The organism is Chitinophaga sp. (genome assembly GCF_035761305.1).
Lineage (GTDB): Bacteria > Bacteroidota > Bacteroidia > Chitinophagales > Chitinophagaceae > Chitinophaga.
In genome coordinates this window covers 1-14,371 of the sequence record NZ_DASTRI010000206.1, presented here as the reverse complement: position 1 = coordinate 14,371, position 14,371 = coordinate 1, and the positions used below count along the sequence as shown (strand labels likewise).

Here is a 14,371-nt window from a genome sequence, read left to right as displayed (position 1 = left end):
GATGAAGCAACGTAAGATCACATATATCGCATTAGTGGCAGGCGGCCTTTCCATGGCAGCAGCCTGCAGCCGGGGTTTCCTGGATGTACAGCCCAGGGGCACCATACTGGAAGATAATTATTACAAAGCACAGGCAGAAGCTTATACAGGCCTTATAGCCATTTATGATGAAGTGGGGTGGAAGAGCAACGGCTTTGTAACCAAGGTAGGTGCAGTAGATGCCGCTTCCGACGATCACCTGGCAGGCGGCGGCGGTCCTAACGACGTAAGCCAGCTGCAGGTGTTCTCCAACTACACCTTAACGCCGGCCACCGGCCCGCAGGATGATATATGGGGCAACAGCTACGGCGGCGTTTCCCGCGCCAATACCCTGCTGCAGAAAATAGACGGGGTGAACATGGACGATAACATGAAGAAACGCTTTACCGCAGAAGCGAAGCTGCTGCGCGCCTATTTTTATTTCGACCTGGTGCGCTTTTTCAAAAATGTGCCGCTCATACTGGAGCCGGTACAAAAAGCTGACTGGTATAATGTACAGCAGGCAACCCCGCAGGAAGTTTATGCGCAGATAGAAAAAGACCTGAAAGATGCTATTGCGGAGCCTAACCTGCCTAACACTGTTGCCGGCGCGTCAGAAGGCGGCCGTGTAACCAAAGGCACCGCCCATGCATTGCTGGGCAAGGTGTACCTGTATGAGCAGAAGTGGTCCGAAGCTATTACAGAGCTGCAGGAAGTGAACGGTCCCACGCCGGGCCAGATGAACGCCACCTACGGCTATAACCTGGTAGCCAACTTTGGCGACCTGTTTAAGTCGGACAATGCGCATAAGTTCAACAGCGAAGCAGTGTTTGAAGTATCTTTTTCTTCTACCTCTGCCGGTGTATGGAGCTGCGTGTCCTGTACAGAAGGCAATGTGCTGGGTGTAATGGTAGGCCCCCGCGGTTATAAGGCCTTAAAAACCAATGCGCCTGACTATGTATCGGGCTGGAGCTTCCTGCCTGTTACGCAAAGCCTGTTTGACGCTATTCATAACGATCCGCGTTATCCCTATACCATTGCCAATCTCGACAGCCTGGAAAAGAACGGCATTGTAACGTATGAAAAAGGTTACAACAACACCGGCTACTTCCTGGAAAAATTTGCCGGCCGTGTATCTACCCAAAGCAAAGGCGGCGGCAACTGGGAGCTGAATTTCGGACAGGATATGTACGAGATACGCCTGGCAGACACTTACCTGATGGAAGCAGAAGCGCGTGTGCGCGGCGGCGAAAGCGGCCTGGCCGGCACCCGCTCCTATGCGTTGCTGAACGCCGTGCGCGCCCGTGTAGGCCTGCCTGCTATACCGGCTACTATCGACAACATTATGAACGAGCGCCGCCTGGAGCTGGCAGGTGAAGGCCATCGCTGGTTTGACCTGGTGCGCACCGGCAGGGCATCTACCGTACTGGCCAGCCGCGGCTTTGTTGCCGGTAAAAACGAAATACTGCCTATTCCGCTGCTGGAGCTGGATAACACCAAAATCGAGCAGAGCAAGGAATGGGGCGGCACTAAATAAATTAATAATGAAGAATTAATAATTAACAGGACGGTGTGTACCCGGTACCAGGGTTCAAAAGTCCGGTGCCACAGTAGTAACAAAGCTTAATCAATGTGCCCAACCTTTTGGGGGAAGCAAAAAAGGAACATAAAAAAGCGATACATTTGATGAAATGAACGAGAGCCGGCGGGCAGGAATGTTTACATTCCCCCGCCGCTTTCATAAAAAACAGCAACGTTATGAAGCGACCAGGCAACCACTTATTATGCGCGCTGCTGATGGCATTACCACTGGCTGGTAAAGCGCAGGCGCCTGCCGGTAAACAATGGCAGTTTGAAACAAAGCCCGTATGGACAGACGAGTTTAACTACAGCGGCCTGCCCGACTCCACAAAATGGGGGTACGATATTGGCGGCAGAGGCTGGGGCAATAATGAGCTGGAATATTATACCAGCAGCATCCGGAACGCATCTGTAGATAACGGCGTGCTTTCCATTACCGCCAGGAAGGAAGAGAAGGAAGGGCGCCATTATACGTCTGCACGCATGATTACCAAATACAAAGGTGATTTCCTGTACGGCCGTTTTGAAATAAGGGCAAAGCTGCCTGCCGGCAGAGGTACCTGGCCTGCCATATGGATGCTGCCTACAGACCGGGAATACGGCAACTGGCCCAGGTCCGGCGAAATAGATATTATGGAGCATGTAGGTTACGACCCCGACAACATTCACATTAGCGCGCACACGCTGGCGTATTATTTTAAGATCAACACCCAAAAAACCGCTACCAGGATCATTGACGGCGCCACCACTGCTTTTCATGTGTACCGGCTTGACTGGACACCGGATTATATGCAGGGCTACATTGATGATCAGCTGGTATTTGAATTTAAGAACGAAGGAAAGGGGTATGCCGTATGGCCCTTTGACAAACGTTTTCACCTGCTGCTGAATGTAGCTGTAGGCGGCGACTGGGGCGGGCAAAAGGGGATAGACGATGCTGCTTTTCCCGCTGCCATGCAGGTAGATTATGTACGGGTTTATAAAATGAAGGATAAATAATGATGGAAAAGATGTTCAGGAAAAAGTGCAAAGCAGTTTTGCTGTTAGCCGCCCTTTTCAGCACCGGCGTATATGCGGCTGGTCCCGGCAGGCCTGTAAAAGGCGGCATTACTTATTGGCTCACTAAATCAGACCAGTCCGTACTGTTTGCCAAACAGCCGGCCGGCCTCACTTTTAAGGCAGGCAGCAATGCCTATCCCACCATTGAGGTAAATGCGGGGCAAACCTACCAGGAGATAGATGGTTTTGGTTATGCCCTTACCGGCGGCAGCGCCACGCTTATTCATGCGCTTTCGCCCGAAAAGCAGGATGCCCTGCTGAAAGAGCTGTTCCTCACCAGCGGCAATAATATCGGCGTAAGCTACCTGCGCGTCACCATTGGCGCATCGGACCTCAGCGATACTACGTTTACCTACGATGAAATGCCCGCCGGGCAAACAGATACAGCCCTGGCGCATTTTAGTATTGAGCGGGACGGGCAGGATGTGATACCGGTGCTGAAAAAGATACTGGCCCTTAACCCGGCCATAAAAATACTGGGTTCTCCCTGGACGGCGCCCACCTGGATGAAAACAAACAACAGCTTTAAAGGCGGCAGCCTGAAGCCGGAATATTACGGCGTATATGCCCGGTACTTTGTAAAATACATACAGGCCATGCAGGCAGCCGGCATTACCATAGATGCCATTACTCCGCAGAATGAGCCTTTACACGGCGGCAACGTACCCAGCATGGTTATGCAGCCTGCGGAGCAGGCCGATTTTATCGCCAACCATTTAGGCCCTGCCTTTAAAGCAGCCGGCATTAAAACAAAGATCATCATCTATGACCATAACGCCGACCGGCCGGATTATCCCATTACCGTGCTGGATAACCCGGCAGCCCGGCAGTATATCGATGGCAGCGCCTTTCACCTGTATGGCGGCCCTATTACAGCGCTGGGCAAGGTGCACGATGCCTATCCTCGAAAGCACATTTATTTTACGGAACAATGGGTAGGCGCGCCCGGCACTTTTAATAAAAATCTGCAATGGCATGTAAGCACGCTTATTATAGGGGCCACCCGTAACTGGAGCCGTAATGTAATAGAATGGAACCTGGCTGCCGATCCCCGCTACAAGCCGCATACGCAGGGCGGCTGCACGCAGTGCGTGGGCGCAGTTACCATTGGCGGTAACAACCAGGTAACGCGCAATGTAGGTTATTACATTATTGCGCATGCCGCCAAATTTGTGCGGCCGGGCTCCATACGCATTGGCAGCAATGTGCCCGGGCAGCTGAACAATGTTGCCTTTAAAACGCCGGATGGTAAAAGGGTGCTGATCGTGATTAATGATGGCAGCGCTGCGCAAACCTTCAATATCCGGTTTAACAATAAAATAGCCACCACCTCATTGGATAGCGGAGCAGTAGCAACGTACGTGTGGTAGCCTCCATTGTCTAGCATGGGTTTTGTGCTCCACAGTAGTGTTAACCAACACCGCATTAAGTATGGTTATTACTACTGTAAAGTCGCGGCCGCTGCAAACCGTGCCGCATGTAGATCTGAAAAAGTATGCCGGCAAATGGTATGAAATAGCTGCGTTCCCCCAGCGTTTCCAGAAAGGCTGCATCTGCACTACAGCTGAATACACGCTTACCGACAAGGGATTTGTGATAGTGGAGAACCGCTGTATTCGTGCAGATAAGCATAATGAGGAGTCTTATATACGGGGGCGGGCGTTTGTGGAGCAAAATTCCGGTAATGCCAAGCTGAAGGTACAGTTCTACTGGCCATTTAAAGGCAAATACTGGATCATTGACCTGGCGCTGGATTACAGCTATGCCGTGGTAAGCCACCCTGATAAAAAGCATTTATGGATCCTTTGCCGGCAGCCCCGGATGAACGAGTCCCTGTACCAGTCTATCACCGGCCGTTTGGAGCAGCAGGGCTTTGATCTTTCAAAGCTGAAAAAAACAGCGCAGCATTGCAACCAGTAAGCACGGCTAAAAATGTATGTTGCCTATCAGGGTCCACAGGGAGCCGAGCCAGGGTACGGTGCCGCCAAAGCAAACCACATAGCATATCCAGGAGGGAATGGCAATAAAGCCCAGGGTCATAATGTATTTGCCGTGCTGCCGGGTTTGCGGGCTAAACGCATACATGCGGGTACCATCGGGCAGTGTTTTTTTAGCCGTGAACAGGAATATGCCGATGAACAGGCCCAGCATGCCGCCTATAAGCGCGGAAAGATAGCCGATAGCCGTCCATATGTTGCTGCCTTTATCCGGTGTGGCCAGTACCTTCAGCCGCTGCTGGTCAATGCGCTCCAGGTCGCCGGTAGTAAGCGTTATTCCTCTCTGCTCCAGCAGCTGCAGCGCCAGCGCATAGTCGTAGCTGCCCCATTCATCCCGCTTTTCAACAACCTCCATCAGCTCTTCATCGGAAAAGGAGAGCAGGTAATAATCGCTTTCCGTTTCCTGCAGGTTAATGGGTTGCCACAGCAGCGCTTCCGCTGCACGGAAGCAGTTGGAAGGTATTTTTAAACGGTAGGGAAGATCAAAGTTCTGGCCTATTAAGTTGGAGTCAAGTAGTACGGGGTCTGCCTCCAGTACACAGGGAATATCATTTTCAACTAACAACTCCTGTACGGCACAGGCCTCCTCCTGGGTAGCAAATTTTCGGAACGTCAGGTACTGGTGCATAGGTGCAAGGGGATAATTATCTGTTTTTTGCTAAAATGCCATTCACGCTATGAAAGTAATGAAAAACGTTAAAAAAAGATATACGGTTTGGTAACCACCCGATTTTGTATACTTTGGCGGAAATATTTTACCCATGCACAAAAAAGGGATTAAGGCCATTATTACCGGCGCCATGGGCATGGTAGGTAAGGATATTATACAGCTGGCCAAAACCGATCCTACGCCTATATGAGCAAACGTTTGCTATTAGTATGGGGCTGTTTAACAGCCTGTATTGTTATACTTTCACAATGCATCGGCAAAACCGGGCATAAAGACGCGCGTGGTCCGCAGTTTGCCGGCATGGCTTCCTGTGCCGCCTGCCATCAGCAGGTAGTGAACAGCTACCTGCGCACAGCGCACTATCATACCTCCGCACCGGCAGCCGCCGCCACGGTAGCAGGCCCTTTTATACCGCCGGACAATGTGTTTGCCTACAGCAGCGGCGCGCAGGTGGTAATGGAAAAGCGCGACAGCGGCTTGTTTCAGGCAGCATATAACAAGGGCGCATTACAGGAAAGCCACCGGTTTGATATTGCTGTTGGATCGGGCCGTAAAGCACAAACTTACCTGTACTGGGAAAACGGTAAATATTTTCAGCTGCCTGTATCTTATTTTGTACCGGCGCATAGTTGGGCCAACAGCCCGGGCTTTCCTGCCGCCTTTCCCAAGTTTGACCGCACCATACCCAGCACCTGCTTTGGCTGCCACAGCACTATGGTAGGTATTAAAAATGTAAAGATGGAAGGAGTGCGCATTACAGAGGAGTTTGAAAAAGGACAGGTGATTTACGGTATTGATTGTGAGCGCTGCCATGGTCCTGCGGCGGCGCATGTACAATACCACACCGCGCATCCGCAGGAGAAAAAAGCGATGTATATAACCCAGGTAGCCGGTTTGCAAAACCAGCAAAAGCTGGATATGTGCGCGCTCTGCCACTCCGGCCTGGGCACGCCGCAAAAATCCATGTTTGATTTTAAACCGGGTGATGCGTTGGCTGATTATTTTTTCCCCGATTTTACGGCGCCCCGGCGCGCTGGGGAAATAGATGTGCATGGCACCCAATACCAGCTGTTCACTGCCAGCCGCTGTTTTATTAAAAGCAGGAATATGAACTGTGCTACCTGCCATAACCCGCACGTGCAGGAAGCCAATAACCTGGCGCTGTTCTCCCAACGCTGCATGCAATGCCATAATACCGGGAGCCATACCTTTTGTAAAATGACAAAGCTGCCGGCTGCCACGCTTGCACAGAATTGTATTGACTGCCACATGCCGGCGCTGCCATCCAGCCAGATTATGCTGCTGGCCAACGGGCAAAAAAGCCCTACGCCCGATGCCATCCGCACGCACCTGATCACCGTTTATAAAGCGGCAACAGGGAAAGTGCTGGCCCGCTTGCAGCACTAGCCGCTGTGTTGCCGCGCATATTAACGTGTTAAACAATGATTTTTAAGATAAAATGAGTAGCTTAAAGTAACTAAAGCATAACAGTATGGTACGTATAAAACTGTTCCTCCTCAGTTCGATTGTATTACTCATAAACGCCTGTGCTATGCAGAAAAATGCGGGTAATGAAGGATGGATCTCCCTGTTTGACGGTAAAACGTTTAACGGCTGGAAAGTTGGGGACCATGATACCACCTTTAAAATAGAGAACGGCACCATTAAGGTGAACGGGCCAACGGCGCATCTGTTTTATGTAGGTGATGTGCACCAGCACGATTTTAAGAACTTTGAATTTAAAGCCGATGTGATGACGCGGCCGGGCTCCAACTCCGGCATATATTTCCACACTGCCTACCAGGAAAGCGGCTGGCCGGAAAAAGGCTTTGAGGTGCAGGTGAACAACTCGCACACCGACTGGAAACGTACCGGCAGCCTGTACGACATTGTAGATGTAAGGGAACACTATGCAAAGGATAATGAGTGGTTTACGGAGCACATTATTGTAAAAGGAAAAAGGGTAGTGATTAAGGTGAATGGTAAAACCGTAGTGGACTATACGGAGCCGGAAAACTTTCAGCCCAGGCCCGGTCATGAAGGCCGCAGGATAGGCTCCGGCACCTTTGCCCTGCAGGGCCATGATCCCGGCAGCACAGTGTATTACAAAAATATTAAGGTGAAACCGCTGGCCGATTAAGGCCGGCGGTTAACCGCTTCGTTTTAGCGGTGCGTTAACGCCTTATGACTGCGTATTCTCCAGGTAAATCTCTTTAAAGGATTTACCTTTTTGTTTTTGTATAACAGCAGAAAAACGCGTGTCTACCGGCTGCAGCAGCTGTATGCACAAATGTTTGTCGTCGTCGGTAAGGTCCTGTGTAAGCATGAATACTACTTTAAGTATCTGCTGTTTGGCGTGTTTAAGCGCTTTTTCCCCTTTGGCAGTCAGCTGCAGTCTTTTAACCCTTTTATCCTCCCTGTCTGCATACTCGCTGATCAATCCCCTCTTTTTGAGCCGCGCCAGCATATTGGTGCCGCTGGAGAGGTCCAGCATATTACCGAAGATCACTTCTGATTTTATGGGATGTTGCTGGTTGAAGATGATCACCATCATTCCAAATTCCTCTATTTGATCCAGGCCGGTGCCTTCCAGCGCCTTATTGGTATAGATGGTATGGAATTTCCCGATGCGGCTGATAAGCTTTATCAGCGCGCCGTTCAGGTCGGGCTGCAGCTGCCGTTGGGCTACAGCGGACTTTTCCTTTTTTACAGCAGTTTTTAGCTGGCTGCGGCAAAAGCCCTCTATGGTAGCCCCGGGATGTTTTTTTTCATATTCTCCCCATAACCGTACCAGCTCTACTGTTTGATTAATGCTCATTTACTCCCTTTTGGAAGTAAATTTATTGAAAAAGGATAGAATTATTGGTTTATTACTTCCATAATGTTTTACTTTGCTCATAAATACTACCAAATGGCAGTTTAATGTTTCCTTTTTAAATATTTTCACATGAAAACACAGATTGGCACCTGGATATTGCTGGCATTGCACCTTGCCGGCCTGGTAATGATGGCCGGCACCACTATGGTGGATTATATGACCTTTAAAACCTTCTGGATGTTTGCCGACCAGGGCAACACCCGGTCATCCATAGGCCTGATACCATTAATGGCCAGGTACGGGGCCCTGGTGCGCGCCGGCGCAGGCGTATTATTTATTACGGGCATTGCCCTGTTGTTGCTGGCCAGGGGCGTATGGTGGCAGCAGCCCTGGTTTAAAGTAAAAATGGGACTGGTGGTATTGCTGGTGCTGAATGGTATATTAATGGGCAACCGGCAGGGCGTAAAGCTCAGGGGCCTGGTAGCGGCGTACGGCGATGCATTTGTACAGCACACCGGCGATGTAAGGTTGGCGCTAAGCCGCTTTTATATTATACAGCTAACACTGTTCCTGCTGATCATATTGGCAGGCGTAATTAAGCCGGCCCGGTAGCAGGCGCAATGGCCCGTAAGCCCTGCCGGTAAGATATACGGTGGTTCAGGTCCGTCCATGACCTTCACCTGTGCTTAGTGTATACAAAAAAAAATGCCGCAGGCCCATATGAAGCCCGCGGCATTTTTATTGGTGGCAGGTTGTTTTTACTCCGCGTTCACGGTAATATTTCCGCCGTTTTTAAACAGCGTATGCGGCACAAAATAACCGCTGGTTTTTTTGCCGTTTACGGTTATGGCAGTTAAACCTCTGCCCGCACCTGTTTTTTTAACGGTAAGTGTTTTACCGTTGTCCATTTTCCATTTCACCTCACTGAATACCGGAACCGTTACTATGTACTCGGGGTCAGTAGCAGAAAAGGAGTACAGGCCGGATGAGCTGAACACGTACCAGGCCGACATTTCACCTGCATCATCCATACCGCACAGCGCCAGGCCGTCTTTACCTATGCCGTACAGCGTATCTAAAATATGATCAATGATCTTTTGTGATTTTTCCGGTTTGCCTATAAAGTAGTAAGCAAACGGCGCTTCATGATCCGGCTGGTTGCCGTGGCAGTACTGGCCTATGAAGGACGACACGTTTCTTGCAATGTAATGGGGGTTCCAGTGCAGGGTGAACAGTGAGTCCAGCTTGGACTCAAAATTTGCCTTACCGCCATACAGGGCTACCAGGCCGTTCATGTCATGCGGCGCAAAGAACGATACCTGCCAGGCATTGGCCTCACGGTACATGTATTCATAGTATGGGTATTGCGGGTTAAAGGGCGCTATCCAGCTGCCGTTCTCCAGGCGGCCCCGCATAAAGTGGCTGCTGGTGTCAAACACATTCCGGTAGTTGCGCGATCTTTCCATCAGCTTTTTATAATTCTCCTTATCGCCCAGCTGTTTTGCCAGCTGCGCCACGGAATAATCGTCATAAGCATATTCCAGTGTTTTGGAAACGCCCGCCTTGCCCTTGGTTTCTACATTCGGTGAGGCCACATCCGGGTCGGAGATATAACCTTTTTGAATATACTCTGCTATAAAAGGACGGGTGCCGCCGCTTTCATTGGCATTTTTTAGCAGCAGGCGGTAAGCGTCTTTTACATCAAAGTCCCTGATGCCTCTCAGGTAAGCGCCGGCAATAAAAGAAGCGGCATGGTCGCCATGGAAGAAGGTGGGAATAAAACCGGTTTTATCGCCCATATCTATCAGCGACTTAATTACATCCCGGGTTACTTTGGGAGAAAGAATATCCAACAGCACCAGTTTGTTGCGGTAGGTGTCCCACAGCGAAGGCACCATGTAATAATTAAAATCAGCCTTTATCACCTGGCCTTTTACATCGGTGTATTCACCGTTGGCATCGCTGCGCAGCGCAGGCCACAGGAGCGCCCTGTACAGGGAGGAGTAGAACAGCTGCTTTTGCTTTTCGGTACCGCCGCTTACCTGTACCCTGGACAGCAGGGCTTCCCAGGTGCGTACGCCCTGCTGGTGCACCTGCTCAAATGATTGATTGCCTATTTCCTGCTGCAGGTTTTGTTTGGCGTTATCGGTGCTTACATAAGACAGGCCTATTTTCAGGTCAACCGTACTTTTATCCGGCCCGCCAATAGTCAGCAGCGCATAGCCATTGCGGTCGCCTTCCGCTTCCTTATCCAGCTTTGTAACGGGCTGGTTCAGGATGGCGTAAAAGTACACCCTGCCGCGGCCTTCCTGCTGAAAGCCTTTTACAGCCATGTTGCCATCCTGTTCAATATGCCACCCGGATATATGGTTGTTGGCTTTGGCCAGGTCAAACAATAGCTGCCGGGGGCCGTTGCCCTGGTATTTATATTGATGGTAGCCGCACCGCAGGGTGGAGGTAAGGCTTACATCTACTTTATAATCGTCCAGGAATACGTGGTAAAAAGCAGGAGAGGCATTCTCCGTTGCTTTGGAAAAGCGTGAGCCGAAGCCATTGCTGTTGTTGCCGCCATTGGCAACAGGCAGTATGGGAATGTTGCACAGGTTCCAGTGCCCTTTGTTGGTATGCGTGAATGCATAAATAACCGTGTCTTCATATTCATAGCCCGAGCCCGTGTGGTATTCTGTAACAGGGCTTAGCTGCACCATGGCGCAGGGCAATGCGCTGCCGGGATAGGTAAGGCCGGCCCATACGCGCCAGCCGGGCGGCGGCGTATAGCCGATGATTTTAGGATCAGTAAGCGGTGCGGAGCCTATAAACGGATTTACATACTTTGTGTAAGTGGTAGTTACAGACTGACTTTTTACGGCGGATGTTTTACATGCTGCTGCCGCTGTCAGTAATGCAATACCGGCCATGAGTACCCTTCTGCTTTTCATTGTGGCTTGTTACTTTTATGATAACCAATTAAAATCCGCATTAAAGTACATATTTGAAGCCAGTATTCGCAACTTTTTCAATAGCCGGACAATGTGCTATGCAAACGGGGTGAGCGCCCGTTAAAGGGATGCGCTGCCATTGGCTTGTTAGCTCAGTGCAGGCTAATCACTCTCGTAATCCGCCACTGCCCGTCATCCTCCCGGCGCCAGATGTGTACGAATTTTGCGAAATGACTGGTGCTGTTTTCACGGATATTGTGAAACCGGTGATACCCCATTTCAACCGCGCCGTAATTGCCAATAGGGTACACCTCTATGCTGCCCTGCAGCAGCTCCCGGGTTACCTTGCCGCAGATGTTGTTTTTAAGCGCATTGATCAGGGCTGCTTTGGAGGTCATCAGCCCGGTTTTGTCATGGTAAAATTCCAGGTTTTCAGAAAAGAGCTGCTCCTGCACCTCCATCTTACAATTATTATAGGAGTCCTGCCAAACACTATCCATATGCGCAATGGTATCATACAATTCCTTTGATGCAGGTGAATAAGCCGGTACCTGGCTTAACCAGCCTTTTTTGGACGTAGCACAGGCAGCAGTAAGCAGGAAGGCTGCAAATAAGCAAACCAGTTGATTTATACTTTTCATGTTGAAGGGATGATGAGGTATAAGTGGAAATTATTAAAAAATTGTAACAGCCCTGGCTAATTATATGCCAGGCTGGAGTAAGGCTGTTTTTCAGCAGGTTAGCAACAAACCGGTGAAACAACCCGTTCAAAAACGGACAGCGTATTCCGGCAGCGGACAAATTACTGGCCGAAAGGTCCGGTAACCTGTCAAGAAGGTATGCACCTGCTGTTAATATCCCGCACCGGCCGGCCTGTTAACCCCTACTATTGTCTTGCAAAAAAAAATTGAAAAAATTTTTTCCCGGCTGTCCAATTTCCAAAAACCGGTTGTCATTATGCTTTAATCACCAAAAAATTCAGAACAATGACCCAGAGAATTAATTTCCAGGAAAAAGGACAAAATGCATTGAAAGCACTTTTCGGCGTAGGCGGCTACCTGAAGAAATCACCGGTAGGCGTGCATTTGCAGGAACTGATAGACTTCCGTATATCCCAGATAAATGGCTGTGCGTACTGCCTTGATATGCACTCAAAAGACCTGCGGGCAAAGGGCGAAACCGAGCAGCGCCTGTATGGCCTGAGCGCCTGGCGTGAAACGCCTTACTTCACCGACAAGGAGCGGGCAGCTTTAGGCTTTGCAGAAGCGGTTAATGCCTGCCATGTGCCGGATGATGTGTATAATGAAGCCAGGAAACACTTTTCCGAAGAAGAGCTGATAGATCTTACGCTTACAGTGGGCGCTATCAATGTTTGGAACCGTTTGAACATTGCCTTTAGCACTGTACCGGGCGATTACCGCGTAGGCCAGTTCGGTTGATAACAAACAAGCATGCCTGCCGCCGCTGCCGGCATACAAAGCAATTGTATGTGGCCGCGGCAGCGGCCGGCTGCCTGTATTTAATTTATTAACTTGTACCATTAAAACCAAAGCACACCATGAACGAGTTTTTATTGATATTCCGCAGGGATTTCACCAATAAAGAAACACAGCCATCGCCCGACGAGCTGCAGGCATCTTTAAAATTATGGCAGGACTGGTTTGGCGGCATTGCCGCGCAGGACAAGCTGGCCAGGCCCCTGCAGCGGTGGGATAGCAAAGGCAAAGTAGTGAGGTCAAACAAGGTGGTGACCAACGGGCCTTATGTGGAGATTAAGGAATCCATAGGCGGGCTTGTTATTATAAAGGCAGCGGATTATGAGGAAGCCTGTGAAATTGCACAGGGATGCCCTATTCTGCAAATGGGCGGTAATGTAGAAGTACGGATGGCCACTGCTATACACTAAGCCTGCCGTTTTCTCAAAATGCCTTTGTAATTTGCAAAGGCATTTGTTATTGCTATGAATGGAAATGAACTATTGCCCAACCTGTTCAGAACAGAGTACCGGAAAATTGTTTCAGTGCTTTGTTACCTGTTCGGTATTGAGCATATTGAAACAGCAGAGGATATTGTAAGCGATACTTTTTTGGCGGCAACAGAATCGTGGAGCCAGAAAGGCATACCTGATAATCCTGTGGGATGGCTGTACACCGTGGCAAAGAACAAAACCAAAAACTACCTGAAGCGCCATTCCCTGTTTGAGCAAAAGCTTTCCCCGGAAATAAAATATGCGGCCAGCCAGGAAAAGGAAAATGAAATTGAAATAGACCTGTCGCAAAAAAACATTGCCGACAGCCAGCTGGCCATGATCTTTACGGTATGCAACCCGGTAATTTCCGTGGAGTCGCAGGTAGCCCTGGCCTTAAACCTGCTGTGCGGCTTTGGCATACAGGAAATTGCAGATGCCTTTTTAACCAACAGGGAGGTGGTGTATAAAAGGATCAACCGCGCCAAGGAAAAGCTGAAGGAAGCTAAGATTAAGATTGAGCAGCCCGGATTGCAGGATATTAACAGCCGCCTGGAGATAGTGCTTACTACCATTTACCTGTTGTTCTCCGAAGGATATTATTCCACCTCACAGAACATTACTTTGCGTAAAGACCTTTGCGCAGAGGCCATGCGCTTAAATTACCTGCTTATAGAAAACCCGGTTACCAACACGCCTGCTGTAAATGCGCTGATGGCGCTCATGTGCTTTCATGCCTCCCGCTTTGACGCCAGGATCAATGAAGCAGGAGAAACCGTATTGTACCAGGACCAGGACGTTACCCTGTGGAACCAGGAGCTGATTGATAAAGGCAAGTATTACCTGCAGCAGGCAGCCACCCCAAACGAGCTTACAAAATACCACCTGGAAGCGGCCATTGCCTACTGGCATACCTATAAAGAAGATACGCCTGAAAAATGGGAAAGCATTCTGCAGCTGTATAACAACCTGCTTATCCTGGAATACTCGCCTATTGCAGCGCTCAACAGAACATTTGCGCTGGCCAGGGTAAAGGGAAAGCCCGCAGCTATTGCAGAAGCGGAAAAGCTGGGGTTAACCGGCAACCACTTTTATTACTCCCTGCTGGGCAACCTGTATACGGATATAGATAATGCCAAAGCCATCCGGCATTTTGAAACTGCGCTGCAGCTGGCGGCATCTGCGTCGGACAAAGCCACCATTGCAAAAAATATAAACCGGTTAAAAGCCCTGTAAGAAAATCTTGTTATAGGATAAATCTCGTATTGCGGAACAGCGGAATTATATATAATTTTATATTAATAATAAAGTTAGTACGAAAGC

General features: G+C 49.6%; 14 protein-coding genes. 10 read left to right on the top strand and 4 right to left on the bottom strand.

Going from position 1 to position 14,371, the window contains the following annotated elements; all coding sequences use genetic code 11:
- Window position 1 precedes the first annotated feature (1 nt).
- The 4 genes from VFS25_RS17340 (at window position 2) to VFS25_RS17325 (ending at window position 4,578) form a co-directional block, all read left to right on the top strand.
- The gene (locus tag VFS25_RS17340; RefSeq protein ID WP_326463429.1) at window positions 2-1,555 is read left to right on the top strand and encodes a RagB/SusD family nutrient uptake outer membrane protein; all 1,554 of its coding nucleotides are present in this window, start codon (window positions 2-4) and stop codon (window positions 1,553-1,555) included.
- Between the two features lie 221 nt (window positions 1,556-1,776).
- Window positions 1,777-2,598, top strand: coding sequence for a glycoside hydrolase family 16 protein (locus tag VFS25_RS17335; RefSeq protein ID WP_326463428.1), 822 nt, complete (start codon window positions 1,777-1,779; stop codon window positions 2,596-2,598).
- The gene (locus VFS25_RS17330; RefSeq protein WP_326463427.1) at window positions 2,598-4,028 is read left to right on the top strand and encodes a glycoside hydrolase family 30 protein; all 1,431 of its coding nucleotides are present in this window, start codon (window positions 2,598-2,600) and stop codon (window positions 4,026-4,028) included. Before VFS25_RS17335 ends, VFS25_RS17330 begins: the two co-directional genes overlap by 1 nt.
- Before the next feature lie 61 nt (window positions 4,029-4,089).
- On the top strand, window positions 4,090-4,578 hold the full coding sequence (locus tag VFS25_RS17325) for a lipocalin family protein (RefSeq protein WP_326463426.1): 489 nt from the start codon (window positions 4,090-4,092) through the stop codon (window positions 4,576-4,578).
- Window positions 4,579-4,584: 6 nt separating this feature from the next.
- On the opposite strand, the gene VFS25_RS17320 is transcribed toward VFS25_RS17325, so the two are convergent.
- Window positions 4,585-5,283, bottom strand: a complete 699-nt coding sequence (locus tag VFS25_RS17320) for a hypothetical protein (RefSeq protein ID WP_326463425.1) — start codon at window positions 5,281-5,283, stop codon at window positions 4,585-4,587.
- A 228-nt stretch (window positions 5,284-5,511) separates the two neighbouring features.
- Here VFS25_RS17320 and VFS25_RS17315 point away from each other — a divergent pair, with 228 nt between their 5' ends.
- The gene (locus tag VFS25_RS17315) at window positions 5,512-6,732 is read left to right on the top strand and encodes a multiheme c-type cytochrome (RefSeq protein ID WP_326463424.1); all 1,221 of its coding nucleotides are present in this window, start codon (window positions 5,512-5,514) and stop codon (window positions 6,730-6,732) included.
- Between the two features lie 145 nt (window positions 6,733-6,877).
- Entirely contained in the window at window positions 6,878-7,465 is a 588-nt protein-coding gene (locus VFS25_RS17310; protein WP_326463423.1) for a DUF1080 domain-containing protein, read from the top strand.
- A 42-nt stretch (window positions 7,466-7,507) separates the two neighbouring features.
- On the opposite strand, the gene VFS25_RS17305 is transcribed toward VFS25_RS17310, so the two are convergent.
- Window positions 7,508-8,143 carry a hypothetical protein gene (locus VFS25_RS17305; protein WP_326463422.1) on the bottom strand — a complete coding sequence of 212 codons (636 nt, stop codon included), beginning with the start codon at window positions 8,141-8,143 and terminating at the stop codon, window positions 7,508-7,510.
- Window positions 8,144-8,272: 129 nt separating this feature from the next.
- On the opposite strand from VFS25_RS17305, the gene VFS25_RS17300 reads away from it, so the two are divergent.
- Entirely contained in the window at window positions 8,273-8,755 is a 483-nt protein-coding gene (locus VFS25_RS17300; protein ID WP_326463421.1) for a DUF2214 family protein, read from the top strand.
- Window positions 8,756-8,901: 146 nt separating this feature from the next.
- Here VFS25_RS17300 and VFS25_RS17295 read toward each other — a convergent pair whose 3' ends face one another.
- Together VFS25_RS17295 and VFS25_RS17290 are read right to left on the bottom strand one after the other, a co-directional pair.
- Window positions 8,902-11,082, bottom strand: a complete 2,181-nt coding sequence (locus VFS25_RS17295; RefSeq protein WP_326463420.1) for a GH92 family glycosyl hydrolase — start codon at window positions 11,080-11,082, stop codon at window positions 8,902-8,904.
- A 152-nt stretch (window positions 11,083-11,234) separates the two neighbouring features.
- Window positions 11,235-11,723, bottom strand: a complete 489-nt coding sequence (locus VFS25_RS17290; RefSeq protein ID WP_326463419.1) for a nuclear transport factor 2 family protein — start codon at window positions 11,721-11,723, stop codon at window positions 11,235-11,237.
- Between the two features lie 345 nt (window positions 11,724-12,068).
- Here VFS25_RS17290 and VFS25_RS17285 point away from each other — a divergent pair, with 345 nt between their 5' ends.
- The 3 genes from VFS25_RS17285 (at window position 12,069) to VFS25_RS17275 (ending at window position 14,284) form a co-directional block, all read left to right on the top strand.
- Window positions 12,069-12,521, top strand: coding sequence for a carboxymuconolactone decarboxylase family protein (locus VFS25_RS17285; RefSeq protein WP_326463418.1), 453 nt, complete (start codon window positions 12,069-12,071; stop codon window positions 12,519-12,521).
- A gap of 119 nt (window positions 12,522-12,640) precedes the next feature.
- Entirely contained in the window at window positions 12,641-12,988 is a 348-nt protein-coding gene (locus VFS25_RS17280; protein WP_326463417.1) for a YciI family protein, read from the top strand.
- Between the two features lie 54 nt (window positions 12,989-13,042).
- Window positions 13,043-14,284: an RNA polymerase sigma factor gene (locus tag VFS25_RS17275; RefSeq protein WP_326463416.1), complete on the top strand. Its 1,242-nt coding sequence runs from the start codon at window positions 13,043-13,045 to the stop codon at window positions 14,282-14,284.
- The last annotated feature ends 87 nt before the right edge of the window (window positions 14,285-14,371 follow it).